A 19,803-nucleotide genomic window follows, 5' to 3' on the forward strand; every position below is an offset into this window, starting at 1 on the left:
CGCCGGCCGATGCGCCCCAGGACTCTCGAGCCTTGTTGAAGAGCACGCTTTGACCTGCCGTTCCACGGTGCGTGGACGTCAAGACAGCTCAGCTTCGGTTGGGAACTTCATGGCGAAGCTATGGTTATCTGACCAGAATATCCGTCTCAGGGGCAAAATCATGCGCCACGTCCTTTTTTCCGCCGCTGGGGTCTTGATGCTGCTGGCCGGGCTTGCTCCCGCTCAGGCGCAGGATGTCCGGCATCACCGGGTGGCCGCCGTGGTCTCCACCCAGGCGCCGCCCTTGACGGTGAACCGTCGTAGCTGGCTCGACATGGGAACCGCCGCCAACGTCGGCACCCAGGACTCGAATCTATCGGCCAGCACCACGCTGAACGAGCCGATCTACGCGAGCTATCTGCAGGACAGTTTTGGCCGTTCCACCTTGCCGCGGCGTTTTTCGCTGCCGTTCAACGAGAATCCCCGTGGCCAGGAATCAGGCGGCATCTTCTTCGACTTCTGAAGCCAGGGGTGGCGTGGGGCGGCTTTCAGGGACTTGCGTTGGAAGTCAGGCTTGGCTGGGGCCTAGCCTGACAGGCGATTTTCGGTTGAGGTTCGCGACCTGCCTTTAGGGTTCATTCACCCTGGCAGGTCATGCTTCCGCATCGCCTGGAAGGAACCCGGACCATGATGGAAGGCTCTGCAATCATCGCCATGGGCGCCCTGCGCCTGCAGATCGAGGAGCGCCTCATGCAGACGGAGGACTACCGGGCCTTGAAGGCGCTTGACCGTGCGATCGCGGATGTGCGCGGTCCTGGCGTCGCCCGGGACATCGCAACACCGGCGCAGCCGAACCAGCTGCAACAGAAGCTCGCTGAAAAATACAACACCGCCGCAGCCTGAGCGCCTTGGGGTCGCCGGCCGAGCCTCGGACCCTGCCGCCATGCCGCCCGACAATCGGCGCACGCTGGTCCGCTTCACCCGGATCGTCCAACGCCTAGAGGATGCGCCCGGTCCCGTTGATGCGAGACTGCTGGATCGGGCCGGCAGCGTCCTGACCCGCCTTGCCACAACCCTTTGTGCTGGCGAGATTCCACGCCCGAGCCCGGCCGGGCTCCCTGAGCCGGCCTTGCTTGTCTTTGCGCCGCGGCCTTTGCCCGGCTCTCAGGGTTGGGCGGCTTGGCATGGCGCGCAGGCGGACCTGTTCGTCCGTTACGGCCCCGTCGCGGCCGCGCTGCTGGGGCCGGCCAGCCAGCCGGGCGAAAGGGCCCATGCCCTGTTGCTGTCGGATCTGCTCGACCTTCTGGCCCGGCATGCAGCAGGCCTCGGCCGCGATGGCACCGCCTACCGGGCCGCGACCGTGCCGCCGCTGCCCTTCGCACATGCGGTCGCCCGCGCCTCGGCCCTGCGCTCGGCCGCCTCGGGCGATGTCAATCTTGGCGCCGTGACGCTGGCGCTGGCGATCGAAAGCGGCTTCCGGACGGCGCTCGCCATCCCGGCCGAAGCGCGGATCTCGATATGGCGATTGTTCCGGGCCATGGCCGAAGCCGGCACCGGCCTGCGGCTCGGCCTCCCGCTGCCTGAACTGGTGGCTCTCTACAATTGGGCGGCCCGCCACCGCGTCGCGGGCACGCGCGGTTTCGGCTGGCTCAACTTCTTCGCCTGCGACCTGCTGCGCCCGCTGCTGGCGGAGCCCTTCGGCTTCGAGGCCGCGCCGGCGCTGCGTGCCCGCTTGCGCGACGCGGCGCTCGCGTCCCCCTGGGGTCTGCCTGCCCCGGCAATCCACCTGACCGAAGCCGCTTGAACCGCACCTGGCGTCTCGCCCACCTAAGCGCCGCCACCCTCACGGAGCCGGCAGTGCCCGCAGAAGCGCCGCGTCGGGATTGCCGTCCGGCACGAGGCCGGCTTTCGCCTGGGCGGCCCGGATGGTGTCGCGCAGACCGAGACTGATGCGGCCCTCGCGGTTGTCGACCGGGTAGCCAAGCGCCGCCAGCCGCGCCTGAAGGCTGATGCGGGCCGCACGCGGCAGCCCCGGGTCGTTCGGCCAAGCGGCATGGAGGGGCGCGCCGCCCCCGATGCGGTCGGCCAGCGTGACGACGCTCAGCACATAGGCATCGGAAAAATTGTAGGTCTTGATCACGGGATAATTGGCCGTCACCAGGAAGGCCGGCCCGGCGGCGCCCGCGGGAAAGAACAGCGTGGCGTCGCCCGCCCCGGGCAGCGCCCCGCCGTCGGCGCGCACGAGCCCCCGCGCCGCCCAGTCGGCGAAGCCGCCGTGGGCCTGCGCCATGTCGAAGTTTGGCGGCAACCGGACCTCGAACCCCCAGGGTTGCCCGGCCTGCCAGCCCTGTTGCTTCAGGAAGTTGGCCATGGAGGCGAGCGCATCCGGCACGTCGGTCCAGATGTCGCGGCGGCCATCCCGGTCGCCGTCGACCGCATATTTGGCGAAGCTCGACGGCATGAACTGCGGCTGACCCATGGCGCCTGCCCAGGAGCCGCGCAATTGCGCGCGTGCAACCGCGCCGTCCTTCAGCAGGGTCAGCGCCGCCAGCAGTTCGTCGCGCATCAGCTCGGGCCGCCAGCCGAGCGCCCCGAGGGTCGCGAGCGAGCGGATCACGTCCTTGCTGCCGGAGGCAGTGCCGTAATTGGTTTCCAGGCCCCAAATGGCCACCAGGGTCGCGGCCGGAACGCCGGTGTCGGCCGCGACGCCGGCCAGCACGTCGTGCCACGTCGCCAGGACGGCGCGACCCTGAGCGATGCGGCCTGGCGTGACCTGGGCCTGCAGGTAGGCGCCGATCGGCTTCGCGAATTCCGGTTGGGCGCGGATCAGCGGCGCCAGGGTCGGATCGAGCGTCACCCCCGCAAAGGTGCCGTCGAACAGGGGCCGCGGGATGCCCTGCCGCGCGGCCGCGGGCCACAGGCCGGCCACGAAGGCCGGCAGGTCGGGGGCTGCCACGGCGGGCCCGTGCATCAACAGCGTCAGCAGGATCACGGTACCGAGGCGGCCGCCGCGCGACCAAGCGCCTGACTGGATCATCGGTGTTTCCTTGGTTTCCACCAGGGCGGGCTTGTCCCATCCCGGGCGACAACCGTCCAGCGGCCGATGCGACCGGAATCCACCCCCGGGCGTTGCCGCCTCGAACCCGTCGGAGATCCCCATGCTGAAACCATCCGTGCTGGCCGCTTGTCTCGCGGTCGCGTTCGTCGGCCCCGCCTTCGCGGACCCAGCCCTGACGGCGCCTCTCAAGGACGCCAAGGGCGAAACGCTCGGCACCGTGACGCTGACCGAAGCCCCGAACGGCGTGCTGCTGCGGATCGAGGCCCAGAACCTCGCGCCGGGCTGGCACGGCCTGCATTTCCACGAGAAGGGCAAGTGCGAGGCGCCGAAATTCGAGAGCGCCGGCGGCCATGTCCACATGGGCACCGGCATGCCGAAGCACGGCCTTCTCAACGCCGACGCGACCGATGCCGGCGACCTGCCGAACCTGTATGTCGGGGCGGATGGCAAGGCCACGGCCGAGCTGTTCAGCGACAAGGTTCGCCTGCGCCAGGGGGCCGGCAGCGTGCCGGCGCTGCTGGGCCACGACGGAGCCGCGGTCATCATCCACGCCAACCCGGACGATTATGTGAGCCAGCCGATCGGCGGGGCCGGCGCCCGGATCGCCTGCGCGTCCGTGTCCTGACGCTCGAATCGTCGGGTTGCGACCATCGCGCCCGGAACCGCTGCAGCCTAGGGCCGTTGCCCCGCCATCCACGGAGTATCCCATGACCGACGCCGCCACCGAACGCCTGCGCATGCAGGACCCGCGCACCCAATATCCCACCCCGCCCTTCCCCAAGCAGCCGCAGGCTGCCCCCGGCCTCGCCTCGAAGATGGACCCGCAGCCCGATCACGGCGAAACGAGCTACAAGGGCTATGGCCGGCTCGCCGGCCGCAAGGCCCTGGTGACGGGCGCCGATTCCGGCATCGGCCGCGCCGCCGCCATCGCCTATGCGCGTGAGGGGGCGGATGTCGCCATCGTCTACCTGCCGAGCGAGGAGGCCGACGCCAAAGAGGTCATCGCCCTGATCGAGAAGGAAGGCCGCAAGGCCCTGGCGCTGCCGGGCGACATCACGGACGAGCGCTTCTGCACCGAGCTGGTCGAAAAGACCGTGGCGGCCTTCGGCGGCCTCGACATCCTGGTCAACAACGCCGCCAAGCAGACCACCCAGCCGGACCTCGCCGACATCTCGACCGAGCAGTTCGACAAGACGATGAAGACCAACCTTTACGGCATGTTCTGGATCACCAAGGCGGCCCTGCGGTTCCTGCCGCCGGGCGCCAGCATCATCAACACGACATCGGTGCAGGCCTATAGCCCGGGCGAGGCGCTGGTCGACTACGCCACCACCAAGGCCGGCATCCAGGCCTTCACGGAGGCACTGGCCCGGCAGGTGATCGCCAAGGGGATCCGCGTCAATGCGGTGGCGCCGGGGCCGTTCTGGACCGCGCTGCAGCCGAGCGGCGGCCAGACGCAGGAGAAGGTCTCCAAGTTCGGTCAGGAGGTGCCGCTGGGCCGCCCCGGCCAGCCGGTCGAGCTGTCGGCCGTTTATGTGCTGCTGGCGTCTCAGGAAGGCAGCTACATCACGGGCGAGACCTACGGGGCCACGGGCGGCAAGTCGCTCTAACCCGGGCCCTCATTCCGGCCGCAGCGCAAGCGGAGAGCCGGAACCGGGGAACCTCGAGGGTGCAAGGTGAAGCACACCGGTTCCGGGTTCGGCTCCGCCGCCCCGGAATAAGGCGGGGATTGGGACGGAGCGACAAGTCGCTGTAGCCAGAACCCTCATTCCGGCCGCAGCGTAGCGGAGAGCCGGAACCGGGGAGCCTCAAGGGTGCAAGGTGAAGCACACCGGTTCCGGGTTCGGCTTCGCCGCCCCGGAATGAGGCTTCGATGGAACAGGGCGCCACGGGGGTGTCTGTCTGTGCCGCTGGATGCCGAAACTCTCACGCCTCGCGAGACTCTCCCATGCGCTTCACCGATGACCTCCGAGCCCAGCATGGTGCGGCTTGGGAGCGGGCCGCGGGCCACCGCTTCACCAGCCAGCTTATCGACGGCAGCCTGCCCGATGCCGTCATGGCGCGCTATCTCGTGCAGGATTACCGCTTCCTGGACCGGTTCCTGGCGCTGCTCGGGGCCGCCATGGCGACCGCCGATGACCTCGCGCCCCGACTGCGGCTCGGCCGCTTCGTCGGCGTGGTGGCGGGCGAGGAGAACACTTATTTCGAGCGCGCCTTCGCGGATCTCGGGGTGGCGACCGCGCGCCGCGCTGCGGAGCCCGACGCCGCGCCGACGGCCGGCTTCAAGGGCCTGATGGCCGAGGCTGCGGCAGCCCGCAGCTATCCGGCGGCGCTGGCAGTACTGTGCGTGGCCGAATGGCTCTACCTCGACTGGGCCAGCCGGGCCGCTGCCCTGCCGCCGCGCTTCATCCACGCCGAATGGATCACGCTGCACGATAATCCCGATTTCCGCGACCTCGTCGGGTTCCTGCGGGCGGAGCTCGACCGCGTCGGGCCGGCCGAGGCCGAACGATGCCAGGCGCTGTTCGGCCGGGCCGTGGCGCTCGAGGAGCAGTTCTTCGACACCGCCTTCACGGCCTGACCAAGCTGTTCGCGATAAACGGGCGGCTCGATCGAAGACGCTTGACGAAAGCCGCCCGGCGTGGAATTTTTTGCATAACGAAAAAAATTTTTCAGGGCGGACGCCGGTGGCACAGCCAAAGGCCAATCTTCACGCGATCAGGGTGCTTATCGCTGCGCGCCGCGGACGTGACGCGTGATGGCGCGCGACCTGCTGATCGGCATCGATGCGGGCACCTCGGTCATCAAGTCGATCGCCTTCACGCGTGACGGCGTGCAGGTGGGCGTCGCGGCGACGCCGAACCATTACCAGGTGGTCGAGGGCGCCGGCGCCGAACAGGACATGCGGCAGACCTGGCGTGATGCCGCCGCCACTCTGCGTGACCTTGCGACCGTGGTGCCGGACCTGGCCGAGCGCACCGCCGCCATCGCGGTGACGGCGCAGGGCGACGGCACCTGGCTGGTGGATGCGGATGGCGAGCCGGCAGGCCCGGCGCTGATCTGGCTTGACGCGCGCTCGGGCCGCATCACCGAAGCGTTGCGGGGTTCCGAAGCCGGTCGCCGCATTTATGAAAACACCGGCTCTGGTCTCGTGGCCTGCCAGATGGGGCCGCAACTGCGCTGGCTCGTCGAGAACCGCCCGGCCACGATGGCGCGGGCCGCGACGGCCTTCCACCTGAAGGACTGGCTGTATTTCAAGCTCACCGGCGTGCGGGCCGCCGACGCGTCCGAGGGCGTGCATTCCTTCGGCGACTTCCGCACGCTGGCCTATGCGCCAGCCACGCTCGAAGCGCTCGGCCTTGCGGATCGCGCGGGGCTGCTGCCCCCGATGGTCGACGGCTCCCGGCAGACCCACCGGCTGAGTGCCGCCGCGGCGCGCGAGATCGGCTTCGGCGAGGGGCTGCCGGTCAGTCTTGGCCCGATCGACATCGTGGCCACGGGCCTTGGCGCCGGGCTCTACGACCCGGAACGCGAAACCGGCTGCACCATCGTGGGTTCCACCGGCTGCCACATGCGGATCGCCCGCTCGGCCGATGCCGTAAAACTCAACCCGGATTCGACCGGCTACACCTTGGCGTTTCCGGTACCCGGCACCTTCGCGCAGCTGCAATCCAACATGGCCTCGACGCTCAACATCGACTGGCTGGTCGATCTCGCGCGCGGCATCCTTAAGCAGCACGGCGTCGACAAATCGCGCGCCGACATCTTCCTCGACCTCGACGACCATGTGCTGGCCGCCGAAGCCGGCACGATCCTCTACCACCCCTACATCTCGGAAGCCGGCGAGCGCGGCCCCTTCGTGGACCAGACCGCCCGGGCGCAGTTCCACGGGCTGACGGCCCGGCATTCCTTCTACGACCTGATGCGGGCCGTCTATGAGGGCCTCGGCCTCGCGGCGCGCGACTGCTACGACGCCATGGGGTCGCGGCCGGTGGAGGTGCGGATCACCGGCGGCGCGGCGCGCTCAAAGGCGCTGCGCACCATCCTTGCGGCGGCGCTCGGCGTGCCGCTGCGCACCTCGAGCCGCGAAGAAGCCGGGGCCGCGGGTGCCGCCATGGTGGCCGCGGTGGCGACCGGTTTCTTCCCGTCCATGGACCAATGCATCGACCGCTGGGTGACGCCGACGCTCGGCGCCGCGCAGCAGCCCGACCCGGCGCTGGCGCGGCGCTACGAGGCCCTTTTCCCGGCCTATCAGGCGGCCCGGCGCGCGGCGCCGCCCGTGTGGCACGCCATGGCGGACGCCATCCGTGGCGGAGTCCCCCAGGCATCTCCCCTCCCGAACCCGAGATCCCAGCCATGACGGACTACGGCACGGTCGACATCGCGATCATCGGCGGCGGCATCAACGGCGCCGGCATCGCGCGCGACGCGGCGGGGCGCGGCCTCACCGTCCTGCTTTGCGAAAAGGGCGACCTCGCCGAGGGCACCAGCTCGAAATCCGGCAAGCTCGTCCATGGCGGCCTGCGCTACCTCGAATATTACGAGTTCCGGCTGGTGCGCGAAGCGCTGATCGAACGCGAGGTGCTGTTGCGCGCCGCACCCCACATCATCTGGCCGATGCGCTTCGTGCTGCCGCATTCGCCCGATCAGCGCCCGGCCTGGATGGTGCGGGCCGGCTTGTTCCTTTACGACAACCTCGGTGGCCGCAAGATGCTGCCGCGGTCCCGCAAGGTCGATCTGCGCACAGCGCCCGAAGGAAAGCCCATCAAGGACGCCTATTCGACAGCCTTCGAATATTCCGACTGCTGGGTCGACGATGCCCGCCTCGTGGTGCTGAACGCGCTCGACGCCAAAAACCGTGGCGCCACGGTGCTGACCCGCACGGCCGCCACCTCGGCGCGGCGTGACGGCGCTGTGTGGGTGGTGACCATGAAGGGCCAGGACGGGCAGACCCACACCGTCAAGGCCAAGGCGCTCGTCAATTCGGCCGGCCCCTGGGTCGAGGACGTGATCGGCCGCGTCGCGGGCCGCAACTCGAAATACAAGGTGCGGCTCGTCAAGGGCAGCCACATCGTGATGCCGAAGTTCTGGGACGGGCCGCAGGCCTATCTGCTGCAGAACGACGACAAGCGGGTGATCTTCGTCAACCCCTACGAGGGCGACAAGGCGCTGATCGGCACCACCGACATTCCTTATACGGGCAAGCCCGAGGATGTGGCGATCGAGCAGACCGAGATCGACTACCTGCTGGGCGTGCTCAACCGCTACCTGAAGGTGCCGCTGAAAGCCGCCGACATGCTCTACAGCTTCTCGGGCGTGCGGCCGCTCTACGACGACGACGCCGACAAGAACGCTTCCGCCGTGACGCGCGACTACGTGTTCGAGATCGACGACACGCAAGGCCAGCCGCCGCTGTTATCGGTGTTCGGCGGCAAGATCACCACCTTCCGCAAGCTCGCCGAACACGCGCTCGACAAGATCGCCGGTCATTTCCCGCAGGCCGGGCGGGCCTGGACCGCCACGGCGCCGCTGCCCGGTGGCGACATCCCGAACGCCGACTTCGCGGCCTTCCTGCGAGGCGTCCAGGCCGACTACGCCTGGCTTCCGCCGGCGCTCGCCGAACACTACGCGCACCTTTACGGCACCCGCATTCGCGAGTTGCTCGAGGGCGCGACGACCATGGCCGACCTCGGCCAGCATTTCGGCGGGCTCCTGTATCGCCGCGAGGCCGACTTCCTGCGCCGTACCGAATGGGCGCTGACCGGCGAGGACATCCTGCGCCGCCGCACCAAGCACGGCCTGCACATCTCGCAAAGCCAGCGCGATGACTTCGACCATTGGATGGAGGCCGCCTGATGAGCCAGTCTGCCGCGACGCGCCCGAAGGCGCCCGCCCGCGCGCGATCCCGCACCGCCATCGGGGCCGTGGCCGCGATCGTGCTGGTTGGTGTCATGGCCTATGACACCAAGGTGGTGCGGATCGGTGCTGATGGCGGCGGCCCGCCCGGCGCCTTCGTGCCGGCCGAGTTCGGCCGGACCGAGTTCCCGAAGGTCCAGGCGGCGGTTGCAGCCAAGGCCGTCGATGCGGTGACGCTGGCGACCGCCCTGGCCAAGGACCCGGCGGCAGCCGCCAAGCAATATGGCGTGCAGGCGCCGGGCGGCGACGCTTATGCCTATCCGGTGACGCTGACCGGCACGGCCGGTAAATCCGACCTCGGCGTCTACGACCTGCAGGTGCCCGGCCTGCCGGACGGCTTCAAGGTCCAGGTCCAGACGGGGCCCGCCATCAACGGCACCGCGCTGCGGGACGTCCCCGGCACGGTGAAATTCGGCCAGTTCACCAATCAGATCGAGTATCAGAACGCCGGCTCCGCCCTCAACAAGGAGATGAAGAAGCAGGTCTTGTCGAAGATCGACACCGCGAACCTCACCGGCAAAACCCTGTCGGTGGTGGGCGCCTTCGAGACCAGCGACCCCAAGGCCTGGCTGGTCACGCCCACCAAGGTGGTGGTGCAATGACCCGGCCCGACGCCGCGCCGGACCGCGATGCGGCCGTGGTGCTGACGGCGAACAACATCGCCAAGGCCTATGGCAGCGTCCACGCGCTGAAGGGCGTCAACTTCGAAGTGCGCCGCGGCAAGGTGACGACGCTGTTTGGCGAGAACGGCGCCGGCAAGTCGACCTTGATGAAGATCCTGTCGGGCGTCGTGAAGCCGACGTCGGGCGCCATCGAGCTCGACGGCAGCCCCGTCACCTTTGCCTCGGCCTCGGAAGCGCGCGACGCCGGCATCTCGATCATCCACCAGGAGCTCAGCCTCGCGCCCAACATGAGCGTGCGCGACAACATCTTCATGGGCCGGGAGATCGCCGGCCCGACCGGCATCGACTACGCTGAGGAAGCCCGGCAGGCCAAGGTGCTGATGGCCGAGCTCGAGGAGGACATCGACCCGATGACCCCGGTCGAGACGCTTCGCCTCGGCCAGCAGCAGATCGTCGAGATCGCCCGGGCGCTGTCGGTCAATTCGCGCATCCTGATCATGGACGAGCCCACCTCCGCGCTGTCGGCCGCCGAGGTCGAGGTGTTGTTCAAGGTGATCGGCGACCTGAAGAGCCGCGGTGTCGCCATCGTATATATCTCGCATCACCTAGAAGAAGCGCTGCAGATCACCGACTACGCCGTGGTGCTGCGCGACGGGGCGATGACCGCCAAGGCGGATCGCGCCGACATCGATCTCGAATGGATCGTCCGCAACATGGTGGGCGAGAACTACCACCTCGGCACGCCGCCGACCGGCTACCAGTTCGGCGAGGTCGCGCTGTCGGTGCGGGACCTTACCGTCACGGACGCCGCCAACACCGGGATCGCGGTTGTGGACCGCCTGTCGCTCGATGTCAGGGCCGGCGAGATCGTCTGCATCTACGGCCTGATGGGCGCGGGCCGCACCGAGATGCTGGAATGTATCGCGGGCCGGGTGCCGAAGGCGGGCGGCGAAGTGCGGCTCGAGGGGCGGGAGATATCCCGCCTGACCATCGCCGAGCGCATCGCGCAGGGTCTGGCGCTGGTGCCGGAGGATCGGCAGCGCGACGGCCTGGTGCAGACCATGACGGTCGGCGAAAACCTGTCGCTCGCCTCGATCGGCGCCTTTGCCAAACGGGTGCTATTGTCGCGTTCGACCGAGCGCGCCATGGTGGACCAGTCGATCAAGAGCGTCACCATCAAGACGGCTGGCGGCCACGCGGCCATCGGGTCGCTCAGTGGTGGCAACCAGCAGAAGGTGGTGATCGGCAAGATGCTGACCACCCATCCGCGCGTTATCCTGCTCGACGAGCCGAGCCGCGGCATCGATATCGGCGCCAAGGCGGAAGTGTTCCGCCTCCTGGCCGAACGCGCCCGGGACGGCCTCGCGGTGGTGTTCTCCACCTCCGAGGTGGCCGAGTGCCTGTCGATCGCGCACCGCATCATCGTGATGGCGCGCGGCAAGATTTCCGCAGAATTCGGCTCCGACGCCTCGAAGGAGCAGATCATGGCCGCCTCCGGCGAAGCCGTGGTCCACTGAACACCGGGAGCCCCGCTTTTGACCAACGCCGCTTCCACCACAACACCGCCCTCTCGCGCCTCGGCGTCGGGCGGCGGCTTCGAACTCGGCCGCGTGCTGCTCGAAGGCCGGGCCTATTTCGCGCTGATTCTCATCATCGCGGTCTTCTCGTTCCTGTCGCCGTATTATTTCACGGTCGGCAACTTCCTCACCATGGCATCCCATGTGGCGTTGTTCGGCATTCTGGCGATCGGCATGCTGCTGGTCATCCTGAACGGCGGCATCGACCTGTCGGTCGGCTCGACCTTGGGGCTGTCGGGCGTCATCGCCGGCTTCCTGATGCAGGGCGTGACGCTGCCGTGGTTCGGCGTCATCCTTTACCCGCCGGTCTGGGTGGTGGCGATCCTGGCCTGCGGGCTCGGTGGGCTGATCGGGCTCGTCAACGGCGTGCTGATCGCGCGCTTCAAGGTGCCGGCCTTCGTGGCGACGCTCGGCGTCATGTATATGGTGCGCGGCATCGCGCTGCTGATCACCAACGGCCTCACCTACAACAGCCTCGGCGGGCGGCCGGACCTCGGCAACCAGGGGTTCGACTGGCTCGGCTTCAATCGCATCATGGGGGTGCCGATCGGCGTCGTCGTGATGGTGGTGCTGGCCTTCCTCGGCAGCCTGGTGCTGACCCGCACGCCGTTCGGCCGCTGGCTGTACGCCTCGGGCGGCAACGAGCGCGCCGCCGAACTGTCGGGCGTGCCGACCCGCTTCGTGCAGATGACCGTCTATGCGCTGTCGGGCGTCTGCGCCGCCATCGCGGGCTTGATCCTGTCGTCCCAGCTCACCTCGGCCGGCCCGACCGCGGGCACCACCTATGAGCTGACCGCCATCGCGGCCGTCGTCATCGGCGGCGCCGCCTTGACGGGTGGGCGGGGCAACATCCGTGGCACGATGCTGGGCGCCTTTGTGATCGGCTTCCTGTCGGACGGCCTCGTGATCATCGGAATTTCATCATACTGGCAGACGGTCTTCACGGGCGCGGTGATCGTGCTGGCGGTGCTGCTCAACGCCATCCAGTATCGCGGCCGCGCCAAGGCGCCGGCCGTCGCAGGAGCGACACCCGCAGCGAAGCTCGCGGGCTAGGCCCCATGGGCCGGGAACGGCCCATCGGAAACAGCCGGATAACCGGCATCAAGCAACCATCTAGGGGTATGTGAATGTCTAGGAAGGCAATGACCACCACGCTCAAGGCGCTTGCGCTCGCGGCGCCGCTGCTGGCCGGCACCGCGCTCTCGGCCTCGGCGGCCGGGCTCATCTCGATCATCGTCAACGACCCGTCCAATCCTTATTGGCTGACGGAAGGCAATGTCGCCTCGGCCGAGGCCAAGAAGCTCGGCTATGAGGCGAATGTCGGCGCCTCGAAGGGCGACACCAATGCCGAAAGCACGCTGATCGACACCGCCATCACCAACAAGTCGGTGGCCATCATTCTCGACCCGGCCAATGCGTCGGGCTCGGTCGGCGCCGTCAAGAAAGCCATCGCGGCCAACATCCCCGTGATCCTCGTCAATGCCGAGATCAACCAGGACGGCCTCGCCAAGGCGCAGCTCGTGTCCAATAACGCGCAGGGCGCGGCGCTCGGGGCGCAGCAATGGGTGCGGGCGATCGGCCAGAAGGGCAATTACGTCGAACTGCTCGGCTCGCCGTCGGACAACAACGCCGCCACGCGCTCGAACGGCTACGACACCGTGCTGAGCCAGTACGACGACCTGAAGAAGGTCGGCTCGCAGGTCGCCAACTGGGACCGCACGCAGGGCCACGACAAGATGCAGAACCTGCTGCAGGCGCATCCGGACATCCAGGGCGTGATCTCGGGCAATGACGAGATGGCGCTCGGGGCCGTGGCGGCCCTGAAGGAAGCCGGCAAGCTCAGCGGCATCAAGGTCGGCGGCTTCGACGGCTCGCCGGATGCGGTGTCGGCCGTCAAGGCGGGCGAGCTGCAATATACCGTGCTGCAGCCCGTCGCGATCTTCTCGGCCAAGGCCGTGCAGGAAGCCGACAGCTTCATCAAGACCGGCAAGACCGGCGCCGCCCAGGAAAAGCAGCTGTTCGACTGCGTGCTGATCACCAAGGACAACGCCGCCAAGATGACGGCGCCCTTCACCATGACGCCGTGATCGACGCCAGCTAGACCTCCGGCCGCCAAGGCTTTTGCAAGAACGGGCCGGTCGCGCATCGATGGATCGCGGCCGGCCTCGTCGGCGTTCCACCCATAGTATTCAATGGCTCCGCATCCCTGATGCCGGGTCGTTGCCGATCAGTGGGTCTCCGGCGCGCCGTGTGCAGAGACGGGGGGCCGAGACGCTTGGCGCGGCGCGGGGCTGTCGTCGCGGCCTTCATCAAGCCGTCTGCGACGACGCTGCGCTGATGGCCGAGGCTTCCTCGATCGGTTGATGAGATCAGCGGGGGCTGCGGACGCTTGAATGCCCCGACATGGAGCGATTGTGACGATGGCGACGCCCGATAAATCCGCCAAGGCGCGAGCCGAAGCCGTGTTCAAGCAGCCGGCATCCAGCGAGGCTCAACACGTCCGAGACCCCGAGGCCGAAAAGATCGCCAAGCTTCGCGCCCAGCGCTTGGCCAAGGAACACTCCGATCGCATCGCGGCCGAGGTCAGGCGAGCGCGACGCGAGCAACGGCGGCCGTAATCGTTTCGACCCGCTCGGCACCATCTTCATCGGGCCAAATGGATTCCACCTGGCCCGGACAGATCCTAGAACTTGTAGTTGATGCCGGCGCGGGCGATGTCGCCTTCGGTTCGCACCCGCTCGCTGTAACCACCAAGCCCGAGAGCCGCCGCAGCCCCCACGGCGGGGAAGGTCAGCGTGTCACTGCCAAGATCGTAGCGCAGGTACTCGGCCTTGATTGTCACGGCGCTGGAATGGAACACGTTGAGGAAACTCAGGAACGAGTTCGCCGTCAGCGCATATTCGATACCGCCGCCGTAAACATAGCCGGTCTTGATACCGTTATTGCTGCCCTGGAAGAACGGCGTCGTGTCGGCATTCGGCCCGTAATAGGTCGTGCGGCGGTTCACATCCCCATAAGCGAAACCACCCGTCCCGAAGATCAGGAACTGGTTGAACGCATAGCCGACGCGACCACGGACCGTGCCGAGAAAATCGAGCTCGCTGCGGTATTGGTTGACCCGCGTCGTTGCGGCGGCCCCTGGCGTGACCAGCGCACCGAAGTTCGACGTGTTGCTGAACGTGTCGGTGCGATCAAGATCGGTATAGGCTGCGTCCGCCTCGACGCCGACCACGATGCCGCTCCCCACGCCGCCAAAGCCGCCAAGCCCACCGAGCTGGTAGTTGTAGCCAATCTGACCGCCAGCGGTGAAACCATCGTCGCCGATCGTGTGCCGCGTCGGGCGAATCCCGGTGTTCAAGGACGCATTGTTGTTGGCGAGAACGCCCGTGGTGCGGTCGAAGCGCGTGGTGCCATCGACGTAGCCAGCATTGATGCCGAGGTAAGCGCCCGTCCAGGTGAAGACAGGCAGCGGAGCGGGCGCATAGACCGGGGGAGCGGCGCGGCTCGGAAGATCGGCTGCGAACGCTGTGGTTGCAGTGAGGGCAACAACGGCTGTTGAAAGAAGAAGGCCGGCGACTCGCATGATCGATCTCCCGTGGATCGGTCAATCATAGGGGACGATGCCGCTGATGACTGTTCGATTTGATGGCGGCCCGTAAACTCTGCCCGAATGTTGCACCTTTACGACAAAGCGCGATGCAACAACGGTCGCCCGCAGTCTCGGCATCGTCAGGGCAACGATCGACCGATCCCAGGAAGCACTCTCCTGTGCTTTGTGGTCCGGGGTTGCGGTTTTCCCGTCTTCACCCCTGCAGGGGGGCCTCCCGCGCAAGCACCACCGTTCCGTCATAGCCGATCTTGACCCCAGCGGCCTCGAGCGCGCCTTGCAGGCAGGCAAGCTGGACGAGGGTGATGTCGGGCGCGCCTTCGCCGATTTCAGCGCGGGCGATGATCGACGACGGCAGGCCGGTCCGCTCGCTGGCTTCCGCAAGGCTCCACGACAGGAGATCACGCGCCTTCCGCAGTTGCTGGGACAAAGGCATGGCACAATCCCGCTTGTTAGTGCGAGGCGTGCGGCGTGAGGCTGAGCACCCGCCACCCAGGCTGATCCCCCATGCCGCTCGCGAAAGTGTCGGCGCTGCCCGGCGTCGGCCCAATCTCCGCTTTCCAAAGTGCCTGACACACACGGCATTGCAGTTCGGCGAAGCAGTGTTGCCCCTCGAACCGAGTTTCGATCAGCAGCAGATCCTTGTGCTTGGTGGGACAACAATCGGCAGGGAATGGGTCGACCTTCATGGCAGCGGCTTTCAGAACGCAGACAGTAGATCGAACGTGTTTTAGGAGAGCTTTCTTCAAACTCCAGTAAAGCTTAGTGACTTAGACAACACATATCATTAATGACTACGTAGAGTAACCCGCATCGTTTGTTCCTTCAAAAACGAAGGGATCATGCAATTTTAAGATAACGTTAATGATAGAGACGTGGCCAGACTTGCGGCTTCCCGTTTTGAGACGGCAACCTGTCATGCGACTTGCTGGCATGGCCTTGTCACGTGTTGACTTGCCACGATGATCAGAGCCGGGCTGCTTCAGGGTGGCCCGGCTCCTGATCGTGAGCGGGACCTCCCACGGATCGCGCACACCGCGCCGATGCTGCGTGGCGCCACCAGCCCATCGAGACACGCCATCAGCGATCCCATCCTGATCAAGCCCGTTGCTTTATGGCTTGAGGTGCTGGCGTGCCGCTCGCTAATCTTGGGCGATTCATCTCGGGGGGTTGGCGATGGCCTTAATCGGAACGCTTACACATGAGCCTCTCAATCGGCCGTCCATCCATGACGAAGTGGAGGCCACCTACTCGGCCTTCTCGACGGAGGGTCGACGCATTGTTCAAGTGAACACCTTTGGGCGGCCCGGCAGGCAACACCCAGGCACGCAAAGCCAGACCTTGCAATTCGATGCCGAGGCGGCCCGCGCACTCGTCGACATCCTCAAACGAGAATTCTTGCTTCCATAAAGGAGGCGCCGACCTCACCCCACCCGTTCCGGCTCCTGGGCCGCGATGTCCCGCGCGGCCTTCAGGTCGGCCACGAAGCGCCCGTATTCGATTTTCTGACTTTGCTCGTCGGGCAGGCGCAGCAGGAACGAAGGGTGGACGGTGACGAACACCGGCCCGGCGAAAAGCGACGGCAGAATCTGGCCGCGGGTCGACAGGATCGGCGCCGTCTTGCCGGTCAAACTGCGGATCGCCGTGGCGCCGAGCGCGATCGTCAGGCGCGGCTTCAGCACCTGCATCTCGGCCTCGATCCAATGCCGGCAGGCGTTGATCTCGCCGACACCCGGCTTCTGGTGGATGCGGCGCTTGCCGCGCGGCTCGAATTTAAAGTGCTTCACGGCATTGGTCACGTAGGCGCGGCGCCGGTCGATGCCGGCCTCGTCGAGCGCCCGGTTAAACATCGCCCCGGCCGGTCCGATAAAGGGTTTGCCGGCCAGATCCTCCTTGTCGCCCGGCTGCTCGCCCACGAAAACGAGGTCGGCGGTCGGCAAGCCTTCGCCGAACACCGTCTGGGTCGCATGCTCGTAGAGCGGACAAAGCTGGCAGGCCTCCGCTTCGTGCTTCAGGCGGCGCAGAGGATCGTTCTCGCCCGGGTCATAGGGGCGCTCGCGCACCTCCTCCAGGCGCTTGACGATGATGGCGGCGCGCTTCGGCGCCTCGGCTTGGGCCTTGGCGATCATGGCAGCTTCCTTTTCGCCGGCCGAACGGATCAGCGGCGCGATCAGCCGCGCCTCGGGCAGGTTCTTCCAATATTTCATCGGCATCTCGCGCTTCATCGCATCGACATGCAGGCGGGCAGGGTTGAAGATGTTGGCGTAATAGGTGCGCCACACCTCGTCGGTGGCGTCCTCTTCCGGCACGTCGGCGCGGGTGCCGCCGGGGCCATGCGTCACGGCCTTCCCGTCCCAGGCCACGCTGCGCTCGGGCGTGATGATGGTCCAGCGCATGGTGGCGAAGCGGTTGACGAAGAACCCGGTGGCGCGGTCGACGATGTGGTGGTCGGGCTCGAACCAGGCGAGGTAGATCGGGCAGTCCTCGGTCTGCACCTCCTTGAAGCGCACGAAGGCCGTCATCTTGTGGATGTCGCGCCGCACCGCGCGCGCCATGCGGTCGAGCCGGAACACGTCGTCGTCGGTGTCGATCTCCATCAGGCGCGGCTGATCCTGCAGTCGCACCAGGATGCGGTATAGTAACGCGAAGCGGTCGGCGTCGCGATGGCAGGCGACGAGCTCGGCAAGGTCCATGAAGCGGCGCGAGGCCCGCAGCTCGCGCGGTGGTCCCGGTGGCGGGGGGGCCGCATCGTCGGCCTCGAGAAGGTCTGCCGCCTCGCCCTGGATGCGCCACCGCACTTCGTCGGGCGGCACGCCGGCCTGGGCGAGGTGCCGTGCCCGGTCGCGCCAGCCAGGAAAATCATCGGGCCTGTCGAGGGTGACCACCGGCATGACGCAGAACTCCTGAAACCGTCGTCACAAGGCGGTCAAGCCGACCAGACAATGCAAACCGGCGTTGTGCTTCTGGATTGCTTCGCTCCGCCCACCATGACGGAGCCGTTGCTTCAACGGATCAGAACAGCGCGAGTTGCTTTTGTTCCGGCGGCACAAAGGTCGCCGGGGCGGCCCGGTCGAGCGCCTGACCAGGATGCCAATCGGAGGCCGTCATGAAGCTCTGCATGGTCTTGATCGACTTCGTCAGCTTCAGCACGTCGGCGAAGCGCAAGGTCGATAGCCGCCGCACCCGCAGGATCTTGTCGACACTCTTCACCCCGAGACCGGGGATGCGCAGCAATTGTTCGCGTGGCGCCGTATTGACGTCCACGGGAAACACCGCCCGGTGCTTCAACGCCCAGGCGAGCTTGGGATCCAGGTCGAGGTCGAGCATGCCGTCCGTCGTGGCGTCGAGCACGTCGGCCATCGTGAAATCATAAAACCGGTAAAGCCAGTCGGCCTGATAAAGCCGGTGTTCCCGCATCAGCGGCGGCTTCTTGGCCGGCAGGCCCTGGGACGAGCCAGGGATCGGGCTATAGGCCGAATAATAGACGCGCTTCAGGTTATAGCCGCTGTAGAGCCCGACGCTGGAGCTGATGATGTCGCGGTCGCTCTCGCCATCGGCCCCGACGATCATCTGAGTGCTCTGCCCGGCGGGCGCGAAGCGGCGGGCGTGACGCAGCGACTTCTTCTCGTCGGCCGCTTCCTCGAGCCGCAGCCGCAAGCCGCCCATCGCCTTGCGGATCGTGCCGGCCTGCTTCTGCGGCGCCAGCTTGGCCAACGATTGTTCGCGCGGCAGCTCGACGTTGAACGACAACCGGTCGGCGTAGAGCCCCGCCTGTTCGATCAGCTGCGGATCGGCCTCGGGGATCGTCTTCAGGTGGATATAGCCACGGAAGTGGTGTTCCTCGCGCAGCAGCTTCGCAACGCGGACGAGCTGCTCCATCGTGTAATCGGGCGTCCGGATGATGCCCGACGACAGGAAAAGCCCCTCGATGTAATTGCGCTTGTAGAAGTCGAGCGTGATCTTCACCACCTCTTCCGGTGTGAAGCGCGCCCGCTCGACATCGCTCGACACGCGATTGACGCAATAAAGGCAATCGTAGACGCAATGGTTCGTCAGCAGGATCTTCAGAAGCGAGATGCAACGCCCGTCGGGCGCATAGGAATGACAGATGCCGGCGCCCGTGATGGACCCGACGCCTTTGGTCTCGCCTTTCGAGCCGCGCTTCGTCGAACCGCTCGACGCGCAGGAGGCGTCGTATTTGGCGGCATCGGCGAGGATCGCCAGCTTACCCTGTAGGTCGTGCTTCGGCATGAGGCTCCCGAACGTTGCTCCTTTGTTCTAGGCAGCGGGTCAGCGTGTCGCAAGGGGGCGGGGCCGCGTGCCGCAGGGCCGAAGTGCAGGCTGGGCGACGTTCAGGCCAGGGGCAGCACCCGGTCGCGGCCCGCGAACCAGCCCGACAGCGCCGCGCCGGCACCGATCAGCAGAATCAGCGGCGCCGTGGCGCCCGGCCGGCCGGTGGTGGTGAACAGGGCGCCCATGACCAACGGCCCGAAGGCCGCCACTGTGTAGCCGAAGCCCTGCGCCATGCTGGACAAGCGCGCCGCCGTGGCGGCGTCGGGTGCCCGCAGCACGATCACCAGCAGGCCGACCGCGATGAGGCTGCCCTGGCCGGCGCCCTGGATGGCGGCCCAGATCCAGACGGTCGACAGCGGTGCGAAAAGCGCGCCCAGGAAGCCGATCACGGCCAGTGCCACCACGGCGACGTTGAACGGGCCCTGATGGCGGCGGCGGGTCGCAAGGCCGGGCGCCAGCAGGCAGGCGGCCGTCTGCACCAGCACCGAGAAGCTGACCACATAGCCGGCCGTGGCGGCATCGAGGCCGCGGGCCCGCAGCAGCGGCGCGAACCAGCCGAAGATACAATAAGCGAGCGCCGATTGCAGCCCCATGAAGCCCGTCACCTGCCAGGCTAGCGGTTGACGCAGCAGCGAGCCTCCCGGGCCGGCCGGGCGGGCACGCCCCTGCGGCACGGGCCGCATCGCCTGGGGGCTCCAGACCAGCGCCACCGCAAGCACCGGCAGCCCCCAGGCGATGCGGCCCGTGCCG

Annotated in this window: 19 protein-coding genes and 1 pseudogene; 13 read left to right on the plus strand and 7 right to left on the minus strand. The window is 67.2% G+C overall.

The window, feature by feature from the left end; translation table 11 throughout:
• The 3 genes from P7D22_RS18245 to P7D22_RS18255 all read left to right on the plus strand — a co-directional run.
• Window positions 1-502 (plus strand): hypothetical protein (locus tag P7D22_RS18245; RefSeq protein ID WP_319935684.1); only part of this gene is annotated, 502 nt, incomplete at its 5' end.
• 164 nt (window positions 503-666) lie between these two features.
• The gene (locus tag P7D22_RS18250) at window positions 667-882 is read left to right on the plus strand and encodes a hypothetical protein (RefSeq protein ID WP_319935685.1); all 216 of its coding nucleotides are present in this window, start codon (window positions 667-669) and stop codon (window positions 880-882) included.
• Between the two features lie 40 nt (window positions 883-922).
• Window positions 923-1,783 (plus strand): hypothetical protein, encoded by an 861-nt coding sequence (locus tag P7D22_RS18255; RefSeq protein WP_319935686.1) that lies wholly within the window; start codon window positions 923-925, stop codon window positions 1,781-1,783.
• A 39-nt stretch (window positions 1,784-1,822) separates the two neighbouring features.
• Here P7D22_RS18255 and P7D22_RS18260 read toward each other — a convergent pair whose 3' ends face one another.
• Complete coding sequence (locus P7D22_RS18260) at window positions 1,823-3,139, minus strand: lytic murein transglycosylase (RefSeq protein WP_319935687.1); 1,317 nt, start codon at window positions 3,137-3,139, stop codon at window positions 1,823-1,825.
• Here P7D22_RS18260 and P7D22_RS18265 point away from each other — a divergent pair.
• From P7D22_RS18265 to P7D22_RS18310, 10 genes are all read left to right on the plus strand, one after another.
• Window positions 3,138-3,662, plus strand: a complete 525-nt coding sequence (locus tag P7D22_RS18265; protein WP_319935688.1) for a superoxide dismutase family protein — start codon at window positions 3,138-3,140, stop codon at window positions 3,660-3,662. The genes P7D22_RS18260 and P7D22_RS18265 overlap by 2 nt on opposite strands.
• 82 nt (window positions 3,663-3,744) lie before the next feature.
• Window positions 3,745-4,647: an SDR family oxidoreductase gene (locus tag P7D22_RS18270; protein ID WP_319935689.1), complete on the plus strand. Its 903-nt coding sequence runs from the start codon at window positions 3,745-3,747 to the stop codon at window positions 4,645-4,647.
• Window positions 4,648-4,985: 338 nt separating this feature from the next.
• Window positions 4,986-5,618, plus strand: coding sequence for a TenA family protein (locus P7D22_RS18275; protein ID WP_319935690.1), 633 nt, complete (start codon window positions 4,986-4,988; stop codon window positions 5,616-5,618).
• Between the two features lie 177 nt (window positions 5,619-5,795).
• Window positions 5,796-7,397 (plus strand): FGGY-family carbohydrate kinase, encoded by a 1,602-nt coding sequence (locus P7D22_RS18280; protein WP_319935702.1) that lies wholly within the window; start codon window positions 5,796-5,798, stop codon window positions 7,395-7,397.
• Window positions 7,394-8,893 carry a glycerol-3-phosphate dehydrogenase gene (locus P7D22_RS18285; protein ID WP_319935691.1) on the plus strand — a complete coding sequence of 500 codons (1,500 nt, stop codon included), beginning with the start codon at window positions 7,394-7,396 and terminating at the stop codon, window positions 8,891-8,893. Before P7D22_RS18280 ends, P7D22_RS18285 begins: the two co-directional genes overlap by 4 nt.
• Window positions 8,893-9,555 carry a DUF2291 family protein gene (locus tag P7D22_RS18290; protein ID WP_319935692.1) on the plus strand — a complete coding sequence of 221 codons (663 nt, stop codon included), beginning with the start codon at window positions 8,893-8,895 and terminating at the stop codon, window positions 9,553-9,555. Before P7D22_RS18285 ends, P7D22_RS18290 begins: the two co-directional genes overlap by 1 nt.
• Window positions 9,552-11,093, plus strand: coding sequence for a sugar ABC transporter ATP-binding protein (locus P7D22_RS18295; RefSeq protein ID WP_319935693.1), 1,542 nt, complete (start codon window positions 9,552-9,554; stop codon window positions 11,091-11,093). The genes P7D22_RS18290 and P7D22_RS18295 overlap by 4 nt, the downstream gene beginning before the upstream one ends.
• 18 nt (window positions 11,094-11,111) lie before the next feature.
• Window positions 11,112-12,206, plus strand: coding sequence for an ABC transporter permease (locus tag P7D22_RS18300; protein WP_319935694.1), 1,095 nt, complete (start codon window positions 11,112-11,114; stop codon window positions 12,204-12,206).
• Window positions 12,207-12,295: 89 nt separating this feature from the next.
• Window positions 12,296-13,240, plus strand: coding sequence for a D-ribose ABC transporter substrate-binding protein (locus tag P7D22_RS18305; protein WP_442916114.1), 945 nt, complete (start codon window positions 12,296-12,298; stop codon window positions 13,238-13,240).
• A 333-nt stretch (window positions 13,241-13,573) separates the two neighbouring features.
• A complete protein-coding gene (locus P7D22_RS18310) occupies window positions 13,574-13,771 on the plus strand; it encodes a hypothetical protein (RefSeq protein ID WP_319935696.1) in 198 nt (65 codons plus the stop codon).
• Between the two features lie 65 nt (window positions 13,772-13,836).
• On the opposite strand, the gene P7D22_RS18315 is transcribed toward P7D22_RS18310, so the two are convergent.
• From P7D22_RS18315 to P7D22_RS18340, 6 genes and pseudogenes are all read right to left on the minus strand, one after another.
• On the minus strand, window positions 13,837-14,736 hold the full coding sequence (locus tag P7D22_RS18315) for an outer membrane protein (protein WP_319935697.1): 900 nt from the start codon (window positions 14,734-14,736) through the stop codon (window positions 13,837-13,839).
• Window positions 14,737-14,956: 220 nt separating this feature from the next.
• Window positions 14,957-15,196, minus strand: coding sequence for a helix-turn-helix transcriptional regulator (locus tag P7D22_RS18320; RefSeq protein WP_319935698.1), 240 nt, complete (start codon window positions 15,194-15,196; stop codon window positions 14,957-14,959).
• A gap of 16 nt (window positions 15,197-15,212) precedes the next feature.
• A complete protein-coding gene (locus tag P7D22_RS18325) occupies window positions 15,213-15,449 on the minus strand; it encodes a hypothetical protein (protein WP_319935699.1) in 237 nt (78 codons plus the stop codon).
• 735 nt (window positions 15,450-16,184) lie between these two features.
• Window positions 16,185-17,651: a UdgX family uracil-DNA binding protein gene (locus tag P7D22_RS18330; RefSeq protein ID WP_319935700.1), complete on the minus strand. Its 1,467-nt coding sequence runs from the start codon at window positions 17,649-17,651 to the stop codon at window positions 16,185-16,187.
• Between the two features lie 121 nt (window positions 17,652-17,772).
• On the minus strand, window positions 17,773-19,011 hold the full coding sequence (locus P7D22_RS18335; RefSeq protein ID WP_319935701.1) for a putative DNA modification/repair radical SAM protein: 1,239 nt from the start codon (window positions 19,009-19,011) through the stop codon (window positions 17,773-17,775).
• 101 nt (window positions 19,012-19,112) lie between these two features.
• A pseudogene (locus tag P7D22_RS18340) lies at window positions 19,113-19,803 on the minus strand (cyanate transporter); the annotation flags it as partial.

It is taken from the genome of Lichenihabitans sp. Uapishka_5 (genome assembly GCF_033947565.1).
In the GTDB taxonomy this organism is placed as follows: domain Bacteria; phylum Pseudomonadota; class Alphaproteobacteria; order Rhizobiales; family Beijerinckiaceae; genus Lichenihabitans.